The following is a 17,808-nucleotide window of genomic DNA, read 5'->3' on the forward strand; positions in this document are numbered from 1 at the left end:
GGTGTTCACATCAGAAGCGCCCCGGCGCGACACGTAAGGAGTAACCCATGTCTGACGAATACGTGGTCCTCATCCAGGAGCCCAACTGGGACCCGGCAGCGATGACGCCCGAGCAGTGGGAGGCCGGGATGGCGGGTCACCGCGCATTCCAGGAGGCCGTCGCGGCCGCGGGGGAGCGGGTCACCGCGAGCAATGCGCTGCAGCCGCCGTCGGCCGCGACGAAGATCACCCCGAACGGCGGCAGCCCCGTGTTCACGGACGGCCCCTTCGGCGAGACCCGCGAGGTCGTCACCGGGCTCTACGGGTTCACGGCGAAGAGCCCCGAGCAGGCCCGCGAGCTGGCCGCTCTCATCCCCACCCAGGGATGGCTCGAGATGTATCCGGTGCTCGTGCTCAGCTCTGTCAGCTGACTCCGATCCGGTGGTCACGACCAAGCACGTCGCCGGCGCGCCCGCGCAGGTCGTGAGTGGCCTGTGACCACCGAGATCGAGGATGCGTTCCGCGATGACGCTCCGCGCATCCTCGGCGCCGTCGCCCGCTACATCGGCGACCTCCAACTGGCCGAAGACGCCGTGCAGGAGGCGTTCGCACGCGCCATCGACCTCGCGGCCGCCGGCCGCGCGCCGAGCAATCCGTCCGCTTGGATCACGACGGTGGCGCGCCGCGTCGCGGTCGACATCATTCGCAAAGACCAGACGGCCGCGCGTGCCCTGCCCGGGATCGCGGCCGAACTGCGCCGGACGACGGACCAGCCCATGCCTGACACCTTCGCGTTCTCGGGCGACGAACGGCTCGAGCTGATCCTCCTCGTCTGCCACCCCGATGTGTCGGAGGAGTCCCGCGTCGCTCTCGCGCTGCGATTCGTCTGCGGCATCCCGACCGCGGACATCGCGGCCGTCTTCCTGGTGCAGGAGACGACGATGGCGGCGCGGCTCACGCGTGCCAAGCGCCGCATCCACGAGTCGAGCATCCGGTTCACCACCGACGACGACTCCGGCGTCACCTCACGGTTTCCGGATGCGCTGACGACGATCTACCTGCTCTACACGGTCGGTCACGCATCGCCCGACGACCGCATCCGCGCTGCCGCGCTCGACCTCGCGCGCGACGCGCACCGCCTGCGGCCCGACGATCCGGAGGCGGCCGGTCTGCTGGCCCTTCTCCTGCTGACCGAGGCCCGGCAGTCGTCGCGACTCTCGCCGGACGGGGAGTTCGTCACCCTCGGCGACGCCGACCGGTCGGAGTGGGACCAGCGGATGATCGCCGACGGCGAGCGCCTCGCCACGGTCGCCCTCGCGGGACGCGGCCGGTTCGCCCTGCAGGCTGGTATCGCCGGTCTCCATACGACGGCCATCAGTTGGCTCGAGACCGACTGGCCCACCATCGGCCGCCTCTACGACAGGCTTGTCGAGGTCTGGCCGTCACCCGCCGCGCAACTCGGCCGCGTCGTCGCCCGCGGGTACAGCCCCGATGTGGGGCCGGAGGCAGCGCTCGCGGAGTTGGAGCGCATCCCGAACGCGTTCGAGGGAACTCTCGCCCCGCAGTCGTTCGCGGTGCGCGGCGATCTCGCGCGGTTGAACGATGATCTGCCGACGGCGGTCGACTCCTATCGTCGGGCCGCTGAGCTCGAACCGAACGACCGGGTGCGCCGCTTCCTTGAGCGCCGGATCACGGAGTTGGGCGGGTGATCGGTCGGATCGAGATCAGCGCGAGCGTCCGGCCAGCTCGGTGACGAGCGCCACGAGCCTGTCCATCTCCGCCTCGTCGCGCACGATCGGTGAGGGCTCGGGGAGCAGCACGGAGTTGTAGTAGATCCCGTCGCCGATCAGCATGACCGCCTTCGCGGTGATCGGGTCGTCGACCTCGGCCTCGAGGAGTTCGAGCCAGCCGCGCTGCATCTCGCCGAGCGCATCGCGCGCCCGCGCGTCGGAGCCCTGGGCCAGGCGAGCGATCGCGATCACCGTGCGATCCAGCGCGCTCTGCGACGATACCGAGCTGCGGATGAAGTAGTCGACGGCGCCCGCGGGAGCGCTGCGCATCCGCTCGAGATCGTCGGTCACGAGAGCGCGGAGTCGTTCGACGATGCCCTCGACCAGTGCATCCTTCGACGCGAAATGGTAGAGGAGCCCACCCTTCGAGACGCCCGCGCGCGCAGCCACTGCGTCCAGGGTCGCCGCGCGTTCGCTCTGCTCGGCGAGCAGGTCCTCGAACGCGTCGAGGATGCGGTCGCGCGCGGACGGTGTCGATGGCATGGCCCCATGCTAGCCGCAGAACTTTGTCTACTGTACCGTCCAGACGGTATAGTGGTAGCTATGTCCGCTCTGCCCACTACGCACTCGCTTCCTGTCGTCGCCCCCGCTCGCGCCGGCACCCGCGAATGGCTGGCGCTCGGTGTGCTCATGCTCCCCGTACTGCTGGTCTCGATCGACAACACGGTGCTGAGCTTCGCGCTGCCCGCCATCTCGCGGGCCCTCGAACCGACGGGCACGGGCATGCTCTGGATCATCGACGCCTACCCGCTGGTGCTCGCCGGCCTGCTCGTCTCGATGGGCAGCCTCGGCGACCGCATCGGGCGGCGCAAGCTGCTCCTCATCGGCGCGATCGGTTTCTGCGCTGTCTCGATCGCCGCAGCGTTCGCGCCGACGACAGAACTCCTCATCGCGGCGCGTGCCAGTCTCGGCTTCTTCGGAGCGATGCTCATGCCGTCGACGTTGTCGTTGCTGCGCAGCGTCTTCACAGACCGCGACCAGCGCCGCTTGGCCATCGCGATCTGGGCTTCGGGATTCGCGGCGGGCGCCGCTCTCGGGCCGATCGTCGGCGGCCTCCTCATCGAGCACTTCTGGTGGGGCTCGGTCTTCCTGCTCGCGGTTCCGGTGCTCGTGCCGATGCTCATCCTGACGCCGCTGCTCATCCGGGAGTCGAAAGACCCGAACCCGGGCCCGATCGATCCCGCGAGCATCCTGCTCTCGCTCGCTGCCATGGCTCCGGTCGTCTACGGGATCAAGTCGCTCGCCAGCGAAGGCATCACCGTCGTCGGCGTCCTCGCGATCGTCGTGGGTGTGACGGCCGGTGCACTGTTCGTCCGGCGCCAGTTGCGTCGGCCGATTCCGATGCTCGACATGAGGTTGTTCCGCCGCGCATCCTTCAGCGGAGCCGTGCTCATCAACTTGCTCAGCGTCGTCTCGCTGGTCGGCTTCCTCTTCTTCGTGTCCCAGCATCTGCAATTGGTGCTCGGGCTCAGCCCGATCGGGTCCGGGCTCGTGCTGCTGCCGGGTCTCGTCACGATGATCATCGCGGGGTTGCTCGTCGTGCCCATCTCGCGTCGCGTGCGGCCGAGCATCGTGATCCCGGTCGGCCTGCTCATCTCGGCGACCGGCTACGGTCTCGTGGCGTTCCTGGGCGGGGATGCGCCCGCATCCGTGCTCCTCGTCGCGTTCGTCCTCCTCGGCCTCGGCATCGGAGCCGCGGAGACCGTCTCGAACGAGCTCATCCTGTCGAGCGCTCCGCTCGACAAGGCGGGCGCGGCGTCCGCAGTGTCGGAGACCGCGTACGAGCTGGGGGCGGTGCTCGGCACGGCGACGCTCGGTACCATCCTGACCGCGTCGTATCGGTCGGCCGTCGTGCTTCCCGAAGGTCTGACCTCGGCGCAGCAGCACGCGGCGGGGGAGACGCTCGGTGGAGCGACGACGGTGGCTGACCAGCTGCCGTCGACCCTCGGAGCGCAACTCCTCGAATCGGCCAGGCACGCGTTCGACTCGGGCGTCGCGCTCACCGCCGGTATCGGGGTCGCGCTCATGGTCGGCGCTGCCGTGGTCGCGCTGGTGTCGCTGCGCAAGGTGCGCGGATGACCCGGCCCGGCCGCCGGTAGGGTTGCTGTAAACACAATCGAGACCGCAGGAGTGCCATGCCGCAGACGATCAGACTCGCCGTCATCCCGGGAGACGGAATCGGACCGGAGGTCGTCGCCGAAGCGGTGAAGGTCCTCGATGCGGTCACGGCCGGCAGCGACCTGACCTTCGAGAAGACGCCGTTCTCGCTCGGCGCCGACCGCTTCCTCGCCACCGGCGACGTGCTGACGGATGCCGACCTCGCGGCGATCAAGGATCACGACGCGATCCTGCTCGGCGCCGTCGGCGGGGTGCCCGGCGACCCGCGGCTGAAGGATGCGAACATCGAGCGCGGCCTGCTCCTCAAGCTCCGCTTCTCGCTCGACCACTACGTGAACCTGCGGCCGACCACCCTGTTCCCGGGGATCACGAGCCCACTGGCCGAGCCCGGCGACGTCGACTTCGTCGTCGTGCGCGAGGGAACAGAGGGTCCGTACGTCGGCAACGGCGGAGCGATCCGCCAGGGAACGCCGCACGAGATCGCCAACGAGGTCTCGGTGAACACGGCATACGGCGTGGAGCGCGTCGTGCGCTACGCGTTCGAGCAGGCCGAGGCGCGGCGCAAGAAGCTGACCCTCGTGCACAAGACCAACGTGCTCACCTTCGCCGGTGGTCTCTGGAAGCGGATCGTGGATGCGGTCGCGGCCGAGCATCCGGATGTCACCGTCGACTACCTGCACGTCGACGCTGCGACGATCTTCCTCGTCACGAACCCTGCTAGATTTGACGTGATCGTCACGGACAACCTCTTCGGCGACATTCTCACCGATCTCGCGGCCGCAATCAGCGGAGGCGTCGGACTGGCGGCCTCGGGCAACATCAACCCCGCAGGCGAATTCCCCAGCATGTTCGAGCCGGTTCACGGATCGGCCCCCGACATCGCAGGCCAGCAGAAGGCCGACCCCACAGCCGCGATCCTCTCCGTGGCACTCCTGCTCCGTCATCTCGGCAGCGTGGAGCTCGCGGAGCGGGTGGAGGCCGCGGTCACGGCCGATCTGGGCTCCCGCTCGTCCCAGGGCGGCGCATCCCGCACCACCGCCGAAATCGGCGACGCGATCTCGGCCCTGGTGACGCAGAATTAGATCAACCCTGCTTTGAACGAATGCAGCGCAAAGGATTCACATGACTTCGACAAGCATCACCCTCACCGACGGTCCCAGCGAGACGAGCGGCCTGCAGTTCGCCGTGACTCGCAACGAGGCGGCTCGAAGCGCCGCCGAGCGTGAGGAGATCCTCGCGAACCCCGGGTTCGGCAACTACTTCACCGATCACATGGTCGACATCTGCTGGTCGGCCAAAGGTGGCTGGCATCGCCCGCGCGTCTCGCCGTACGGGCCGATTCAGCTCGAGCCGTCGGCCGCCGTGTTCCATTACGCGCAGGAGATCTTCGAGGGTCTGAAGGCGTACCGCCACGAGGACGGCTCCATCTGGACCTTCCGCCCCGAGGCCAACGCGGCCCGGATGCAGCGCTCGGCCTACCGTCTGGCCCTGCCCGAGCTGCCGGTCGAGTACTTCCTCGACTCGCTGCAGCAGCTCATCAAATACGACGGCGACTGGGTGCCGTCGGCTCCCGAGACAAGCCTCTACCTGCGCCCGTTCATGTTCGCGAAGGAGGCATTCCTCGGCGTGCGCCCGGCCAACAAGGTGGCGTACTACCTGATCGCGAGCCCGGCGGGGGCCTACTTCTCCGGTGGGGTCGCCCCCGTCTCGATCTGGCTCTCCGACCGCTGGTCGCGCGCCGGCCACGGCGGCACGGGCGCCGCCAAGACCGGTGGCAACTACGCGTCGAGCCTGCTTCCTCAGGCCGAGGCATCCGCTCACGGCTGCGCGCAGGTGCTCTTCCTCGACTCGGTCGAGGGCAAGTACCTCGAGGAGCTCGGCGGGATGAACGTGGCGCTCGTCTACAAGGACGGCACCATCGTGACGCCCGAGTCGGACAGCATCCTGGAGGGCATCACGCTCGAGTCGGTGCTGCAGCTCGCCCGCGACCGCGGCCACAAGGTGGAGCAGCGCAAGGTGACGCTCGACGAGTGGCGCGTGGGAGTGGAGTCGGGCGACATCGTCGAGGTCTTCGCCTGCGGCACCGCCGCCGTGATGACTCCGATCGGCGAGCTCAAGTCGGACACCTTCACCATCGGCGACATCACCGCGCCTCCGGGGGAGCTGACGATGTCGCTGCGTCAGGAGCTGACCGACATCCAGTACGGCCGCATCCCCGACCGCCACAACTGGCTCACCCGCCTCGACGGCTGACGCGCTTTTCGCGTTCTCGCGTTCTGCGCACCGAGTCGCGCCGAATCGACCTTCCCGATCACCGGGAACCGATTCGGCGCGACTCAGTCGTTTCGGGGACGCGACGGGAGGGCGTCGACGAGGAGGTCGAGGTCGGCTGGGGTGTTCCAGAGGTGGAAGGCGACGCGCGTGCGACCGGCGCGTCCGGACGCGCGAATCCCGGCGGCCGTCAGTGCAGTGAGATCGGTGCAGTCGGCATCCGGCCAGGTGACGATCGCCTGCCCGAGCCGCGGGATGCCGAGCCGCGCGCAGAGTTCGTCGCCCAGCCCGACAACGTGATCCCGGACGCTCGCGATGTCCAACCCCGCGAAGAACTCCAGCGCGGCTGCCGTGCCGGGCCAGACGGGCCAGGCGGGGGAGACGTCGAAGCGGCGCGCATCCTGAGCCAGATGGATGCTCGGGCCGTAACAGGATGTCCACGGGTCGTCGCCGGCGAACCATCCAGCCTGCACCGGGCGGAGCTCGTCGAGCATCCTGTCGCCGACGGTGAGGAACGCCGACCCGCGCGGCGCGCAGAGCCACTTGTATGCGTGGCAGATGGTCGCGTCGAACCGTGAGGCGTCGACCGGGAGCCACCCTGCGGCCTGAGTGAGGTCGGCAAGCGTGCGAGCGCCTGTGCGGTCGGCGGCCGCGAGTACAGCATCGACATCGGCGATCTGCCCGGTCGCCGACTGCACGAGCGAGAACGCGACCAACCAGGTGCGCGGGCCGATCGCTTCGGCGAGACGGTCGAGCGGGGCGTGCACGACGGTGATCCCGCGATGCGCCTGGGCGAGGAACGGATAGATCATCGAGGTGAAGTCGCCGTCGACGCAGACGACCTCGGCGCCGTCGGGTGCTGACGCGGCGGCGATGCTCACCAGCACGGAGACCTGCGACCCGATGGCCACGCGATTCGCGGGCACCCCGACTAGCCGCGCGAAGGCGGAGCGCGAGCGCTCGACCGCATCGCCGTAGAACGCGGGAGTCACCGTCCCGCCCTCCCAAGCGTCGAGCTCGGCACGGGATGCGGCGAGCGTCTCGCGCAATGGAAGCCCCTGGGTGCACGCGGCGAGGTAGCCGGCCGGAGCAGCGAAATGGGCACGGGCTTCGGCCAGGGCAGATGTCGTGGCGGTGCTGTGCATGAATCCAGCGTGACGGATCCTCATTCATTCGACCAGCACCAGTAGTGAATCAATCCCATAGCGCATGGTTATGATTCCGTATGACCACCGACAGCTCAGCGAGCGCCCTCGACTCCGCGATCGACACGGCGCGTCTCGACCTCGATTCCCACGCCCTACGCATCGTACGGGCGGTCGCCGACCACGGTTCGATCACCCAGGCCGCTCGCGCGCTCGGCTACAGCCAGCCCGCGATCAGCCAGCACCTCAAACGGCTCGAAGCGCGTCTCGGGATGCCCGTGGTCGCACGGGTCGGCCGTGGTGTGCGGCTTACCGAGGCAGGCCGGGTGCTCGCGCGCCACGCGAATACCGTCACGACCGCTCTCGACGCGGCCGCAGGCGAGCTGGCCGACCTGCAGGGACTCCGCTCCGGAAGGGTGCGGCTCGCGGCGTTCCCGTCTGCCTCGTCCACGCTCGTGCCGCGACTGCTCGGCACGATGGGAGCGACGCATCCGGGAGTACGGATCACTTACACGGAAGCCGAACCACCCGAGGCCGTGGCCGCGGTGCGCAAGCAGTCTGCGGACCTCGCGATCACCTTCAGCTACCCGGGCGACCGTGTCGACCCGCATCGGGAGAGCGCCCGGGGGCTCGCGGTGATCCCGGTCTGGCGCGACGAGATGCTGCTCGTGCTGCCGTCGGGACATCCGCTCGCCGACGCCGAGTCCATCGACCTGGCCGATCTCGCGGGTGAGGCGTGGATCGCCGGTTGCCCGCGCTGCCGCGGTCACCTGCTCGAGCTGACGGATGCGCGCGACTTCGTGCCCCGCATCGCCTACGAGACCGACAACTTCGTCGCCGTGGTGAGCATGGTGGCCGAGGGAGTCGGCGTCGCGCTGATCCCTTCGCTCGCGGTCGGGTCGGCCGGGCGTATGGCCGGAGTCGTCGTGCGGCCGACGATCAATCACGACCACCGCACGATCAACCTCGTCGGGGCGACGGGCGCCGACCAGGTTCCGGCGATCGCGACGACGGCCTCCGCCCTGCTCGCGCTCGATGCCGGCGAATGGTCGCTTGCTGCGGTCTGAGTCGCACAAGCCTTAGGCTCGGAAGCGTGAAAATTGCACGATTCAGCCACGAAGGCGCCATCGATTACGGAATCGTCGACGAGGATGCGCTCGTAGTGCTCGCCGGCGACCCCATGTTCTCCGGATTCGACACCACCGGAGAGCGAGTACCGCTCAGCAAGGTGGGGGCGCTCCTTGCTCCGGTCATCCCGCGTTCCAAGGTCGTCGCCGTGGGCAAGAACTATCGCGACCATGCCGCCGAGATGGGCGGGGATGCGCCGACCGAGCCGCTGCTGTTCCTCAAGCCGAACACGGCCGTCATCGGGCTCGGCGATGCGATCATCCTGCCGCCGCAGTCGCAGCAGGTGGACTTCGAGGGCGAGCTCGCCGTCGTCATCGGCAAGATCGCCAAGAACGTGCCGGCCGAGAAGGCTGACGAATACATCTTCGGGTATACCGTCGCGAACGATGTCACGGCCCGCGACCTTCAGAAGACCGACGGTCAGTGGGCGCGCGCGAAGGGTTTCGACACGTTCTGCCCGCTCGGTCCCGTGATCGAGACCGACTTGAACCCGGAGGCGTTCATCCGCACCCGCGTCAACGGGGAGCTCAAGCAGGACGGCAAGCTCAGCGACATGGTGCACGACATCCCGTCGATCGTCGCCTACGCGTCGAGTGTGTTCACGCTGCTGCCGGGCGACGTCATCCTGACCGGGACCCCGGCGGGCGTCGGACCGATCGTCGCCGGAGACACCGTCGAGGTCGAGATCGAGGGCGTCGGTTCGCTCGTGAACCCGGTGCGCGCGGCCAAGTAGGCGCGGCCAACTAGACTCGCAGGGTATGTCTGACAACGATTCGCACCCCTTCTCCACGGCCACCGGCGCCGACGTCCGCGTACGGTTCTGCCCCTCGCCGACCGGCACGCCGCACGTCGGCCTGATCCGCACCGCCCTGTTCAACTGGGCGTACGCCCGGCACACGGGCGGCAAGCTGGTCTTCCGCATCGAGGACACGGATGCTGCCCGCGACAGCGAGGAGAGCTTCGACCAGATCATCGACGCTCTCACTTGGCTCAAGCTCGACTGGGACGAGGGCGTGAACGTCGGCGGACCGGACGGGCCGTACCGCCAGTCGCAGCGCTACGGGATCTACGACGAGGTCATCGCCAAGCTGAAGGCGTCCGGACACATCTACGAGAGCTTCGCCACGGGCGAGGAGATCGAGGCGCACAACGTCGCGCTCGGCCGTGACCCGAAGCTCGGCTACGACAACTTCGAGCGCGACCTCACCGATGAGCAGAAGGCCGCGTACCGGGCCGAGGGTCGTCAGCCGGCGCTCCGCCTGCGCGTTCCCGACACCGATCTGAGTTTCGACGACCTGGTTCGCGGTGAGATCACGTTCCCGGCCGGCTCGTTCAGCGACTTCGTCGTGGTGCGCCCCAACGGACATCCGTTGTATCCGTTCGTGAACCCGGTCGACGACGCGTTGATGGGTATCACCCATGTGCTGCGCGGCGAGGACCTGCTCTCGTCGACGCCGCGCCAGATCGCGCTCTATCACGCCCTCATCGACATCGGCATCACCACATTCGTTCCGCGGTTCGGACACCTGCCGTACGTCATGGGCGATGGCAACAAAAAGCTCTCGAAGCGCGACCCAGAGTCGAACCTGTTCCACCACCGCGACCGGGGCTTCATCCCCGAGGGTCTGGTGAACTACCTGGCGCTGCTCGGTTGGTCGCTCACCCACGACCGCGACGTGTTCTCGATCGACGAGATGATCGCGGCGTTCGACGTCGTCGACGTGAACCCCAACCCGGCCCGTTTCGACGTGAAGAAGGCCGAGTCGATCAACGGGGACCACATCCGGATGCTCGAGACCGCCGACTTCGCGGAGCGCACCATCCCGTACCTCGTCGCCGCAGGTGTGCTCACCGAGCCGCTGACCGACGTGCAGCGCGCGGTGCTCGCGGACGCCGCCCCGCTCGTGCAGGAGCGCGTGCAGCTGCTGGGCGAGACGCCCGGCATGCTCGGCTTCCTCTTCACGGACGCCGGTTCGCTGGTCGTCGAAGACGACGCGCGGGCGTCTCTGCCTGCCAACGCGGGCGAGGTGCTCGCCGCCTCCCTGGGAGCGTTGGAACTCGTCCCCGAGTCCGAGTGGACGCACGAGACCATCGAGTCCGCGTTGCGCGATGCTCTGATCGAGGGCCTCGGCCTCAAGCCGCGCATCGCCTTCGGACCGTTGCGCGTCGCGATCTCCGGCCGCCGGATCTCGCCGCCGCTATTCGAGTCGATGCAGATCCTCGGCAAGTCCGAGACGATCGCGCGGCTCGACAAACTCTCCGCGCTGCTCGGATAGGGCGCGCAGAATGGCAGGGGAGTCGTTCGAGGTCGTGGTGATCGGCGGGGGCCCGGCAGGGCTGTCGGCCGCACTCAACCTCGTTCGCGCTCGGCGACGCGTTCTTGTGATCGACGGCAACCGCCCGCGCAACGCGGCGACCCTGAAGGCGCGCGGGTTCCTCACGCGCGACGGGATCCCACCGCTCGAACTGCGCAAACTCGGCCGGGATGAGGTCGAGGCTTACGAGAACGGCGAGGTCGCGTTCGCGCAGGTCGAGACTCTAACGGTTTCGGATGCGGGTTTCCGCGTTCGGGCGAAGGGCGTTCGCGGGTCCGCCGACCTGGACGTTCTCGCTGATTCCGTGGTTATCGCCACTGGCGTGGTGGAGACGCTCCCGAGCATCCCGAGCATCCGTGCTTACTACGGCACCCAGCTGCACAGCTGCGTCGAGTGCGACGGCTTCGAGAAGGCGGATGCGCCACTCGCGCTGATCGGGGAGACCTCCGATCTGGCCGAGCGCGCGCTGCTGCTGACCCAGTGGTCGACCGACCTCATCGTCTTCACGAACGGCATAGGATCCGTGACCCCCGACGAGGAGCGCACGCTCGCACGTCTCGGGGTACGGGTCGAGCGTCGCCCGATCGACGATCTGACGGGCGAGCGCGGGGCCATGACCGGTGTGCGACTCACCGACGGTACGGAGATACCGCGTACCGGCGGATTCGTGCGGCCCCTGTGGACTCCCTCGCTCGGCTTCATCGCCGATCTCGACCTCGACGCCGACGACGACGGATTCCTGCTGACGGACGCTCAAGGTCGCACGTCACTCCCGGGTGTCTACGCCGCGGGGGAGTCGACGCCCCCGGGCCGCAGCAACTGATCGTGGCAGCCGGAGCGGGAGCCGTCGTCGCGGCGGCCGTGAATCGCGACCTGATCGGGATCGCGATCGAGCGCGAGTGAACCGCGGTGCTCTCGTTTTGTTATTGAGGCTCCCCGTAGGCTAAAGTTGACTCTCGGTGCCGGTCTCCGGATCTGCGCAGTGGGGTATGGTGTAATTGGCAACACGGCTGATTCTGGTTCAGTTGTTCTTGGTTCGAGTCCAGGTACCCCAGCAGTAAAAGCAAGTGTCAGAAGCCCGGATTTCCGGGCTTTTTCATGCCTCCGCTAACGCCCCTCGTTCGCAAATGGAAGCCGCTAACGGTAGCGGGCGTGCCGAAGGGTCAGGGGAGCTCGGTCGGCTCCGGATGCGCATCCGTCGCTGACTTCTTGCGTTGCTGGCCCACGATCACGTGCTCGCCGACGATCACGGCTGCTCCGACGACGAACAGGAGTGCTGCTGTCCACCATCCGACCGGCGTCGCGCCCAGGATGATGTTGACGACGACAGAGACAATCCCGAGGGCGATGATCAGGCCGCCCGTAATGTACGCGGTGCGGTAAGGGTCGGGCGGATCGAAGCTCGTTCGGGCCATGTGTGGATGGTACGCCGTGCGACCCGGCTGGCGGCTCTTTAGACTGAGAGGCGGGTGGGATCAGCGGAGGACGGCGGACACATGCAGATACGACGGATTCTCGCGGCGAGTGTTGTAACGGTTGGTCTGACGCTGCTCGCGGTGCTCGGCGCAGGGCCTGCGCAGGCGCAGGAGCCGGTCGTTCTCGGACCCGGCCAGGTGGTCGACGACGCCGGCGTGCTGGGATCCCGAGCAAGCGAGGTGGAGAGCGCCGCAGCCAAACTCGCGACCGGCCACCAGGTGCGACTGTTCGTGGTCTACGTCGACACGTTCACGTCGCCGTCCGATGCCAAGTCGTGGGCGATCGCCACGGCTCGGCAGAACGAGCTCACGCCGACCGACTACCTGCTCGCCGTCGCCGTGCAGCAGCGTTCCTACTACTTGTCGGCGGATACCGCCGGGCCGCTCAGTCAGGAGCAACTGAGGGAGATCCAGAAGAATCAGATCGAGCCACGCCTCCGCGCCGACGAGTGGGCCGACGCCGGGATCGCCGCCGCGACCGGCATGGACACGGCTCTGAGCGGCGCCGACAACGGCGCAGCGGGTGGCGGGAGCGCGACCTCATCCGGCTCCATCACGGCGGTCATCGTATCCGTCGTGATCGTGCTGGTGATCATCGGGATCATCGTGCTGCTCGTCGTTCGCAGCCGCAATCGCAAGCGCATCCAAGCCAAGCAAGCCGCGACCCCCAGAGAGCCTGTGGACGAGCTCCAGGCGATGCCACTGCCCGACCTCGAACGCCGGGCGGCGACCACCCTTGTGCGGACCGACGATGCCCTGCAGGCCAGTTCGCAAGAGCTCGGATTCGCCGTCGCCCAATACGGTGAGGAGGCTGCGAAGCCGTTCGCGGCCGCCGTCGATGCAGCCGGGGCGAAACTGCGAGCAGCCTTCTCGCTCAAGCAGAAGCTCGACGATGCCGAGCCGGACACCGAGCAGGAACGGCGCGAGTGGAACGCCACGATCATCCGGGAGTCCGACGAGGCGAATCGTCTGCTCAACCAGCAGGCCGACGCGTTCGCCGAACTGCGATCGATCGCCAAGGACATCCCGGGAAAGGTCGCGGAACTGCGATCGGATGTCGCCACCGTACAGGGCAGACTCAAGGCCACGCGGACTGCGTTCGCCCAGCTGAACACGGCATACAGCGATTCCGCGCTCAGCACCGTGAGCGACAACATCCCGCAGGCCGAGGAACGGTTGACCTTCGCGGCGACGGCGCTGGCGGATGCGGAGCGCAAGGCCGCGGCCGACTCCGCCAGTCAGGCGGCGGTCAGCGTACGCGCCGCCGAAGCGGCCATCGATCAGTCGCGCCAGCTTCTGGATGCGGTCGACCGGATCGGCGCTGACCTCACGGCGGCACGTCGACAGCTCGACGACCTCATCCTGAACCTGCAGCAGGACATCGCGGATGCTCGAGCTCTCGCGGCCACCGGCGACCCGAGCGGAGCCATCATGGCCGCCGAAGGATCGACGCAGGCAGCCGTCTCAGACGTGCAGTCGCGCATCCGAGGCGGTCAGCTCAACCCTCGCGAGTTGCTGCAGAAACTCGAGACGGCGAACCGGGAGATCGACGGCGTGCTCGGGGCTGTTCGCACGCGACAGGCACAGGAGCAGCGCGCTGCCGCCTCGTTGGGACAGATTCTCGGGTCGGCCCAGAGCCGCGTCACGGCTGCCTCGGACTTCATCGCCGCTCGCCGAGGTGCGGTCGGCGCCGAGGCTCGCACTCGGCTCGCCGAAGCGTCGCGCCTGCTGGGCGTCGCTCAGACGTCCGCGGCGACCGACACGGTCAGCGCGGTGGCCCAGGCGCAGAGGGCCGACCAGCTCGCGGCCGAGGCCATCCAGCTGGCCGAGTCCGACGTCAACGGGTTCACCTCGAACACCGGCGGTGGCTACGGGATGCCCGGGCAGTACGGCGGCCGGGGTGGCGGGGGCGGAGGGCTCTTCGGCGCCGTGCTCGGCGGCATCCTGATCGACTCGGTGCTGCGCGGGAGCGGTGGTGGCTTCTTCGGCGGCGGCGGCGGTGATGGCGGTAACGCGAGCGGCGACGGTGGTGGCGGAGGCGGAGACTTCTTCAGCGGAGGCTTCGGCGGCGACGGTCGCGACGCGGGCGGAGGTGGCGGGTTCTTCGGGGGAGACGGCGGCGGTGGAGGTGACTTCGGCGGCGGCGGCGATTTCTGATCGCCGTGCCAACAGCGCGGCGTTGATGATGGACACGACCCCCGGGGAACGATAGCGTTCGGACATCCAGCGAAAGGATCGTCCGATGTCCACTCCTCAACCTTCGGTTTTCGCCTCGTTCTCGCTCGACGCCAAGGACATGACCGCCTCGGTGATCAACACCGTGCGCGTGTCGCTTGGAATCAGCGGCGCGGTCGCTCTGATCATCGGTGTCATCATCGTGTTCTTCCCCAAGACCGCCGCAGCCGGCTTGACGGTTCTGCTCGCCATCTCCCTGCTCATCTCCGGCCTCTCGTACCTGGGGATCGGGATCTTCGCCAAGGGTCTCAGCGGGGGAGCGCGCGCCCTCGATATCGTCTTCGGGGTCATCCTGGTCGCCGTCTCGATCACCGCGTTCGCGAACATCGCGTCGACGACGCAGTTCCTGGCCGTGTTCCTCGGCATCCTGATCGGCATCGTCTGGATCGTCGAAGGCGCGACGACGTTCGCGCAGCTCGGTGACGCGGGATCGCGCGGGTGGGCGATCTTCTTCGGAATCCTGAGCATCCTGGCCGGTGTCGTTCTGCTGTTCGCTCCGCTGTGGGGCTTCGTAGTGCTGTTCATCATCGTCGGCATCAGCCTCATCGTTCTCGGCATCATCCAGATCGTCCGGGCGTTCACGTTCGGTCGTGGCGTCGGCAAGGGCGCGTCCTCCGGCGCCTAGCGAGTCTGCATGGTCTCGCATCCGTCGGCCGCGTCGGTGGTCGCCTTTAGAGTGCCGACATGGTCGACGGATGCGTGATCCCGCTCGAGGAGAGCGTCGCTGTGGCGAGCCCGTCGCCGCGGACGCTCCGCTCAGCCTCTGCACGAAGCACCTGCTGGTCGCTTACGACTGGGTCGCTCGAGAGGCCGGGGTGACCGATCTGCTCCCCTCCCCGTGCGTCGCCTGCGGTTCTCGCTTGGGCGTGCGCTACCCCTCCGGGTGGCTGTGCGCGATCTGCGAGTGGCGGGTGGGGGATGCGCCCGACGAGCAGATCACGGAGGCGCGCGTCGACGTCGTGTACTACCTCCGCTACCGCGACCGGGTGAAGATCGGCACGTCCGCGAATCCTCGCCAGCGCTTCGCGAGCCTGCCGCACGACGAGGTGCTCGCCTTCGAACGGGGTGGCAGAATGCTCGAGCAGCGACGACATGCGCAATTCGCCGAGCATCGCATTCCGCGAACGGAATGGTTCGAACTGCATAACGAGATCGTCGCTCATGTGGCAGAGCTGCAGGCGGGCGTGGACGACCCGTGGGGGCTCCTCGCGTACTGGCGCAGCCGACAGATCGCGTTGAACGGGTAGCGTCGACACGACGATTGCCCCCGACTGCACCGTGCGGCAGAGTGATGTCATGCCCACCACCGATCCGTACCGCTGGTTCGTCTACCTCGAGATCGCGTTGGCCGTCATCACCTTCGTCGCGCTCTGCTTCATCGTCGCGCCGTACGGGAGGCACGGGCGCGGCGGATGGGGACCGACCGTGCCGGCGCGTGTCGGCTGGCTGGTGATGGAGGCTCCGGCCTCGTTGCTGTTCCTCGTGTTCTTCCTGCTCAGCGGGCACCGGTTCGAACTCGTACCGCTCGTGTTCTTGGGGTTGTGGCAGCTGCACTACATCCAGCGGGCGTTCGTCTACCCGTTCCTGATGCGGGGCGGCGGCCGGATGCCCGTGACGGTCATGGGGATGGCGATCCTGTTCAACACGCTCAACACGTGGGTGAACGCGCGGTGGATCTCGGAGTACGGCTCGTACGCGGTGTCGTGGCTGACCGATCCGCGGTTCGTGATCGGGGTGGTGGTGTTCTTGGGCGGGTTCGTGCTCAACCTGAGCTCGGACCGCATCCTGAGGCGGCTGCGCGGTCGTGGTTCGGGCGGCTACAAGATCCCGCAGGGCGGCGGGTACCGGTTCGTGTCGAGCCCCAACTATCTGGGCGAGATCATCGAATGGACGGGCTGGGCGATCGCGACGTGGTCGTTGGCGGGGCTCGCTTTCGCGCTGTACACCATCGGCAACCTCGCGCCGCGGGCGATGTCGAACCATCGGTGGTACCAGGAAACCTTCGACGACTATCCGGAATCGCGCAAGGCGCTCATCCCGTACCTGGTCTAGAGGTTCTGCCGCGCGACCGCGAGCCGCAGGGCACGGTACGCGAAGCCCGCCGCCAGGACGACGACGCCGACAGCAATGCTCAGCGCAGGGAGGGTCGCGACGAGTGCGAGGCAGCCGAGCATCCCGAGCAGCTGCAGGGCTTTCGGATACCGGCGAGCGTCGGCGGTCTGCTTGAACGCGGCGAGATTGGCGACGAAGTAGTAGAGCAGCACCCCGAACGATGAGAAGCCGATCGCGCTGCGGAGGTCGACGGTCGCGACGAGAACGACGACGACGATGGCGAGCGCGATTTCGGCACGATGTGGAACCGCGCGACGGGGATGCACGGCGTCGAGGTATCGGGGGAGGTCAGCGTTTCGTGCCATCGCGAGTGCTGTGCGCCCGACGCCTGCGATCAGGGCGAGCAGCGCTCCGAGAGAGGCGAGTGCGGCACCGACCTGCACCAGCGGCAGCGCCCACGCCCATCCGGCCGCCGCGGTCACGTCTTCGAGGGGTGCGTCGGAGACCGCGAGTCGGGCGGGCCCCACTGAGGCGAGGGACACGATGGCGACGGCCGTGTAGAGAACGACGGTCAGCGCGAGCGCGATGGTGATCGCGCGAGGAATCGTGCGGGCGGGAGCGCGCACCTCTTCGCCGAGGGTGGCTATCCGCGCGTATCCGGCGAAGGCGAAGAAGATCAGTCCCGCCGATTGGAGGACCCCGTAGAGCGACGCGGGGGCGGCGAAGCCGGCAGCGAGGGCGCCTGATGAGGATGCGGCGGTGCCCGCGGCCAGAACGACCCCCAGCGCGGCGAGAACGAGCACCACGATGATCTTCGTCAGTTGGGCGGTGCGGGTCACGCCCGCGTAGTTGACCGCTGCCAGCGCGATCGCAGCGACGACTGCGACCGGGCGCTCCCAGCCGGCCGGAGCCGCGTAGCTTGCGAAGGTCAGGGCCATTGCAGCGCAGCTCGCGGTTTTGCCGATCACGAAGCTCCAGCCGGCGGCGAATCCCCACCACTGACCGAGCACTTCGCGGCCGTAGAGGTAGGTTCCACCCGATGACGGATACGTGGCCGCCAGTTGTGCTGAGGACGTGGCGTTGCAGAAGGCGACGACGGCCGCGATCACGAGACCCGCGAGGAGCCAGCTGCCCGCGGCGGCGGATGCGGGAGCGAAGACCGAGAAGATCCCAGCACCGATCATCGAGCCGAGACCGATGAAGATCGCGTCGCCGAGGCCGAGTCGACGAGCGAGGGCGCCTGAAGTGGCCATCGCAGAACAGTATGCCGCCCAGGTGACGCGCCGGTGAACGTGTCAGC

16 protein-coding genes, 1 tRNA gene and 1 pseudogene are annotated in these 17,808 nt (G+C 68.1%); 14 read left to right on the top strand and 4 right to left on the bottom strand.

Annotation, left to right across the window (positions count from 1 at the left end; translation table 11 throughout):
* The first annotated feature begins 47 nt into the window (after window positions 1–47).
* The gene (locus tag ACQ86A_RS09725) at window positions 48–410 is read left to right on the top strand and encodes a YciI family protein (protein ID WP_431280305.1); all 363 of its coding nucleotides are present in this window, start codon (window positions 48–50) and stop codon (window positions 408–410) included.
* 63 nt (window positions 411–473) lie between these two features.
* The gene (locus ACQ86A_RS09730) at window positions 474–1,688 is read left to right on the top strand and encodes an RNA polymerase sigma factor (protein ID WP_431280306.1); all 1,215 of its coding nucleotides are present in this window, start codon (window positions 474–476) and stop codon (window positions 1,686–1,688) included.
* A 15-nt stretch (window positions 1,689–1,703) separates the two neighbouring features.
* Here ACQ86A_RS09730 and ACQ86A_RS09735 read toward each other — a convergent pair whose 3' ends face one another.
* Window positions 1,704–2,252: a TetR/AcrR family transcriptional regulator gene (locus ACQ86A_RS09735; protein WP_431280307.1), complete on the bottom strand. Its 549-nt coding sequence runs from the start codon at window positions 2,250–2,252 to the stop codon at window positions 1,704–1,706.
* A gap of 60 nt (window positions 2,253–2,312) precedes the next feature.
* On the opposite strand from ACQ86A_RS09735, the gene ACQ86A_RS09740 reads away from it, so the two are divergent.
* Genes ACQ86A_RS09740 through ACQ86A_RS09750 form a run of 3 tightly spaced genes read left to right on the top strand, consistent with a single transcriptional unit; the run spans window position 2,313 to window position 6,140 of the window.
* Window positions 2,313–3,848, top strand: coding sequence for an MFS transporter (locus ACQ86A_RS09740; RefSeq protein ID WP_431280308.1), 1,536 nt, complete (start codon window positions 2,313–2,315; stop codon window positions 3,846–3,848).
* Window positions 3,849–3,904: 56 nt separating this feature from the next.
* Complete coding sequence (locus tag ACQ86A_RS09745) at window positions 3,905–4,969, top strand: 3-isopropylmalate dehydrogenase (protein ID WP_431280309.1); 1,065 nt, start codon at window positions 3,905–3,907, stop codon at window positions 4,967–4,969.
* Between the two features lie 40 nt (window positions 4,970–5,009).
* Window positions 5,010–6,140 (top strand): branched-chain amino acid aminotransferase, encoded by a 1,131-nt coding sequence (locus tag ACQ86A_RS09750; RefSeq protein ID WP_431280310.1) that lies wholly within the window; start codon window positions 5,010–5,012, stop codon window positions 6,138–6,140.
* Window positions 6,141–6,223: 83 nt separating this feature from the next.
* On the opposite strand, the gene ACQ86A_RS09755 is transcribed toward ACQ86A_RS09750, so the two are convergent.
* Window positions 6,224–7,303, bottom strand: a complete 1,080-nt coding sequence (locus ACQ86A_RS09755; protein WP_431280311.1) for an aminotransferase class V-fold PLP-dependent enzyme — start codon at window positions 7,301–7,303, stop codon at window positions 6,224–6,226.
* A gap of 80 nt (window positions 7,304–7,383) precedes the next feature.
* On the opposite strand from ACQ86A_RS09755, the gene ACQ86A_RS09760 reads away from it, so the two are divergent.
* From ACQ86A_RS09760 to ACQ86A_RS09780, 5 genes and pseudogenes are all read left to right on the top strand, one after another.
* Entirely contained in the window at window positions 7,384–8,370 is a 987-nt protein-coding gene (locus ACQ86A_RS09760; protein ID WP_431280312.1) for a LysR family transcriptional regulator, read from the top strand.
* A gap of 26 nt (window positions 8,371–8,396) precedes the next feature.
* Window positions 8,397–9,164: a fumarylacetoacetate hydrolase family protein gene (locus tag ACQ86A_RS09765; RefSeq protein WP_431280313.1), complete on the top strand. Its 768-nt coding sequence runs from the start codon at window positions 8,397–8,399 to the stop codon at window positions 9,162–9,164.
* 25 nt (window positions 9,165–9,189) lie between these two features.
* Entirely contained in the window at window positions 9,190–10,707 is a 1,518-nt protein-coding gene (gene gltX, locus ACQ86A_RS09770) for a glutamate--tRNA ligase (RefSeq protein WP_431280314.1), read from the top strand.
* Window positions 10,708–10,717: 10 nt separating this feature from the next.
* A pseudogene (locus ACQ86A_RS09775) lies at window positions 10,718–11,649 on the top strand (NAD(P)/FAD-dependent oxidoreductase).
* Window positions 11,650–11,729: 80 nt separating this feature from the next.
* A tRNA-Gln gene (locus ACQ86A_RS09780) sits at window positions 11,730–11,801 on the top strand.
* Window positions 11,802–11,909: 108 nt separating this feature from the next.
* On the opposite strand, the gene ACQ86A_RS09785 is transcribed toward ACQ86A_RS09780, so the two are convergent.
* Complete coding sequence (locus ACQ86A_RS09785; RefSeq protein ID WP_431280315.1) at window positions 11,910–12,161, bottom strand: hypothetical protein; 252 nt, start codon at window positions 12,159–12,161, stop codon at window positions 11,910–11,912.
* A gap of 54 nt (window positions 12,162–12,215) precedes the next feature.
* On the opposite strand from ACQ86A_RS09785, the gene ACQ86A_RS09790 reads away from it, so the two are divergent.
* The 4 genes from ACQ86A_RS09790 to ACQ86A_RS09805 all read left to right on the top strand — a co-directional run bounded on the left by ACQ86A_RS09790 (window position 12,216) and on the right by ACQ86A_RS09805 (window position 16,508).
* A complete protein-coding gene (locus ACQ86A_RS09790) occupies window positions 12,216–14,378 on the top strand; it encodes a TPM domain-containing protein (RefSeq protein ID WP_431280316.1) in 2,163 nt (720 codons plus the stop codon).
* Window positions 14,379–14,463: 85 nt separating this feature from the next.
* Window positions 14,464–15,081 carry an HdeD family acid-resistance protein gene (locus tag ACQ86A_RS09795; protein ID WP_431280317.1) on the top strand — a complete coding sequence of 206 codons (618 nt, stop codon included), beginning with the start codon at window positions 14,464–14,466 and terminating at the stop codon, window positions 15,079–15,081.
* A 70-nt stretch (window positions 15,082–15,151) separates the two neighbouring features.
* Entirely contained in the window at window positions 15,152–15,703 is a 552-nt protein-coding gene (locus ACQ86A_RS09800) for a GIY-YIG nuclease family protein (RefSeq protein ID WP_431280318.1), read from the top strand.
* A gap of 49 nt (window positions 15,704–15,752) precedes the next feature.
* Window positions 15,753–16,508 carry a DUF1295 domain-containing protein gene (locus ACQ86A_RS09805; protein ID WP_431280319.1) on the top strand — a complete coding sequence of 252 codons (756 nt, stop codon included), beginning with the start codon at window positions 15,753–15,755 and terminating at the stop codon, window positions 16,506–16,508.
* Here the strand turns inward: ACQ86A_RS09805 and ACQ86A_RS09810 are convergent.
* Window positions 16,505–17,761 (bottom strand): APC family permease, encoded by a 1,257-nt coding sequence (locus ACQ86A_RS09810; protein ID WP_431280320.1) that lies wholly within the window; start codon window positions 17,759–17,761, stop codon window positions 16,505–16,507. The genes ACQ86A_RS09805 and ACQ86A_RS09810 overlap by 4 nt on opposite strands.
* Between the last annotated feature and the right edge of the window lie 47 nt (window positions 17,762–17,808).

It is taken from the genome of Leifsonia poae (assembly GCF_050632195.1).
GTDB classification, from domain to species: domain Bacteria; phylum Actinomycetota; class Actinomycetes; order Actinomycetales; family Microbacteriaceae; genus Leifsonia; species Leifsonia poae_C.

What these genes read in the sequence shown, in the direction of transcription:
- ACQ86A_RS09725 (WP_431280305.1), top strand. Translation starts at nt 48, where the DNA reads ATGTCTGACGAATACGTGGTCCTCATCCAGGAGCCCAACTGGGACCCG.
- ACQ86A_RS09735 (WP_431280307.1), bottom strand. Translation starts at nt 2,252, where the DNA reads ATGCCATCGACACCGTCCGCGCGCGACCGCATCCTCGACGCGTTCGAG.
- ACQ86A_RS09740 (WP_431280308.1), top strand. Translation starts at nt 2,313, where the DNA reads ATGTCCGCTCTGCCCACTACGCACTCGCTTCCTGTCGTCGCCCCCGCT.
- ACQ86A_RS09745 (WP_431280309.1), top strand. Translation starts at nt 3,905, where the DNA reads ATGCCGCAGACGATCAGACTCGCCGTCATCCCGGGAGACGGAATCGGA.
- ACQ86A_RS09750 (WP_431280310.1), top strand. Translation starts at nt 5,010, where the DNA reads ATGACTTCGACAAGCATCACCCTCACCGACGGTCCCAGCGAGACGAGC.
- ACQ86A_RS09755 (WP_431280311.1), bottom strand. Translation starts at nt 7,303, where the DNA reads ATGCACAGCACCGCCACGACATCTGCCCTGGCCGAAGCCCGTGCCCAT.
- ACQ86A_RS09760 (WP_431280312.1), top strand. Translation starts at nt 7,384, where the DNA reads ATGACCACCGACAGCTCAGCGAGCGCCCTCGACTCCGCGATCGACACG.
- gltX (WP_431280314.1), top strand. Translation starts at nt 9,190, where the DNA reads ATGTCTGACAACGATTCGCACCCCTTCTCCACGGCCACCGGCGCCGAC.
- ACQ86A_RS09785 (WP_431280315.1), bottom strand. Translation starts at nt 12,161, where the DNA reads ATGGCCCGAACGAGCTTCGATCCGCCCGACCCTTACCGCACCGCGTAC.
- ACQ86A_RS09795 (WP_431280317.1), top strand. Translation starts at nt 14,464, where the DNA reads ATGTCCACTCCTCAACCTTCGGTTTTCGCCTCGTTCTCGCTCGACGCC.
- ACQ86A_RS09800 (WP_431280318.1), top strand. Translation starts at nt 15,152, where the DNA reads ATGCGTGATCCCGCTCGAGGAGAGCGTCGCTGTGGCGAGCCCGTCGCC.
- ACQ86A_RS09805 (WP_431280319.1), top strand. Translation starts at nt 15,753, where the DNA reads ATGCCCACCACCGATCCGTACCGCTGGTTCGTCTACCTCGAGATCGCG.
- ACQ86A_RS09810 (WP_431280320.1), bottom strand. Translation starts at nt 17,761, where the DNA reads ATGGCCACTTCAGGCGCCCTCGCTCGTCGACTCGGCCTCGGCGACGCG.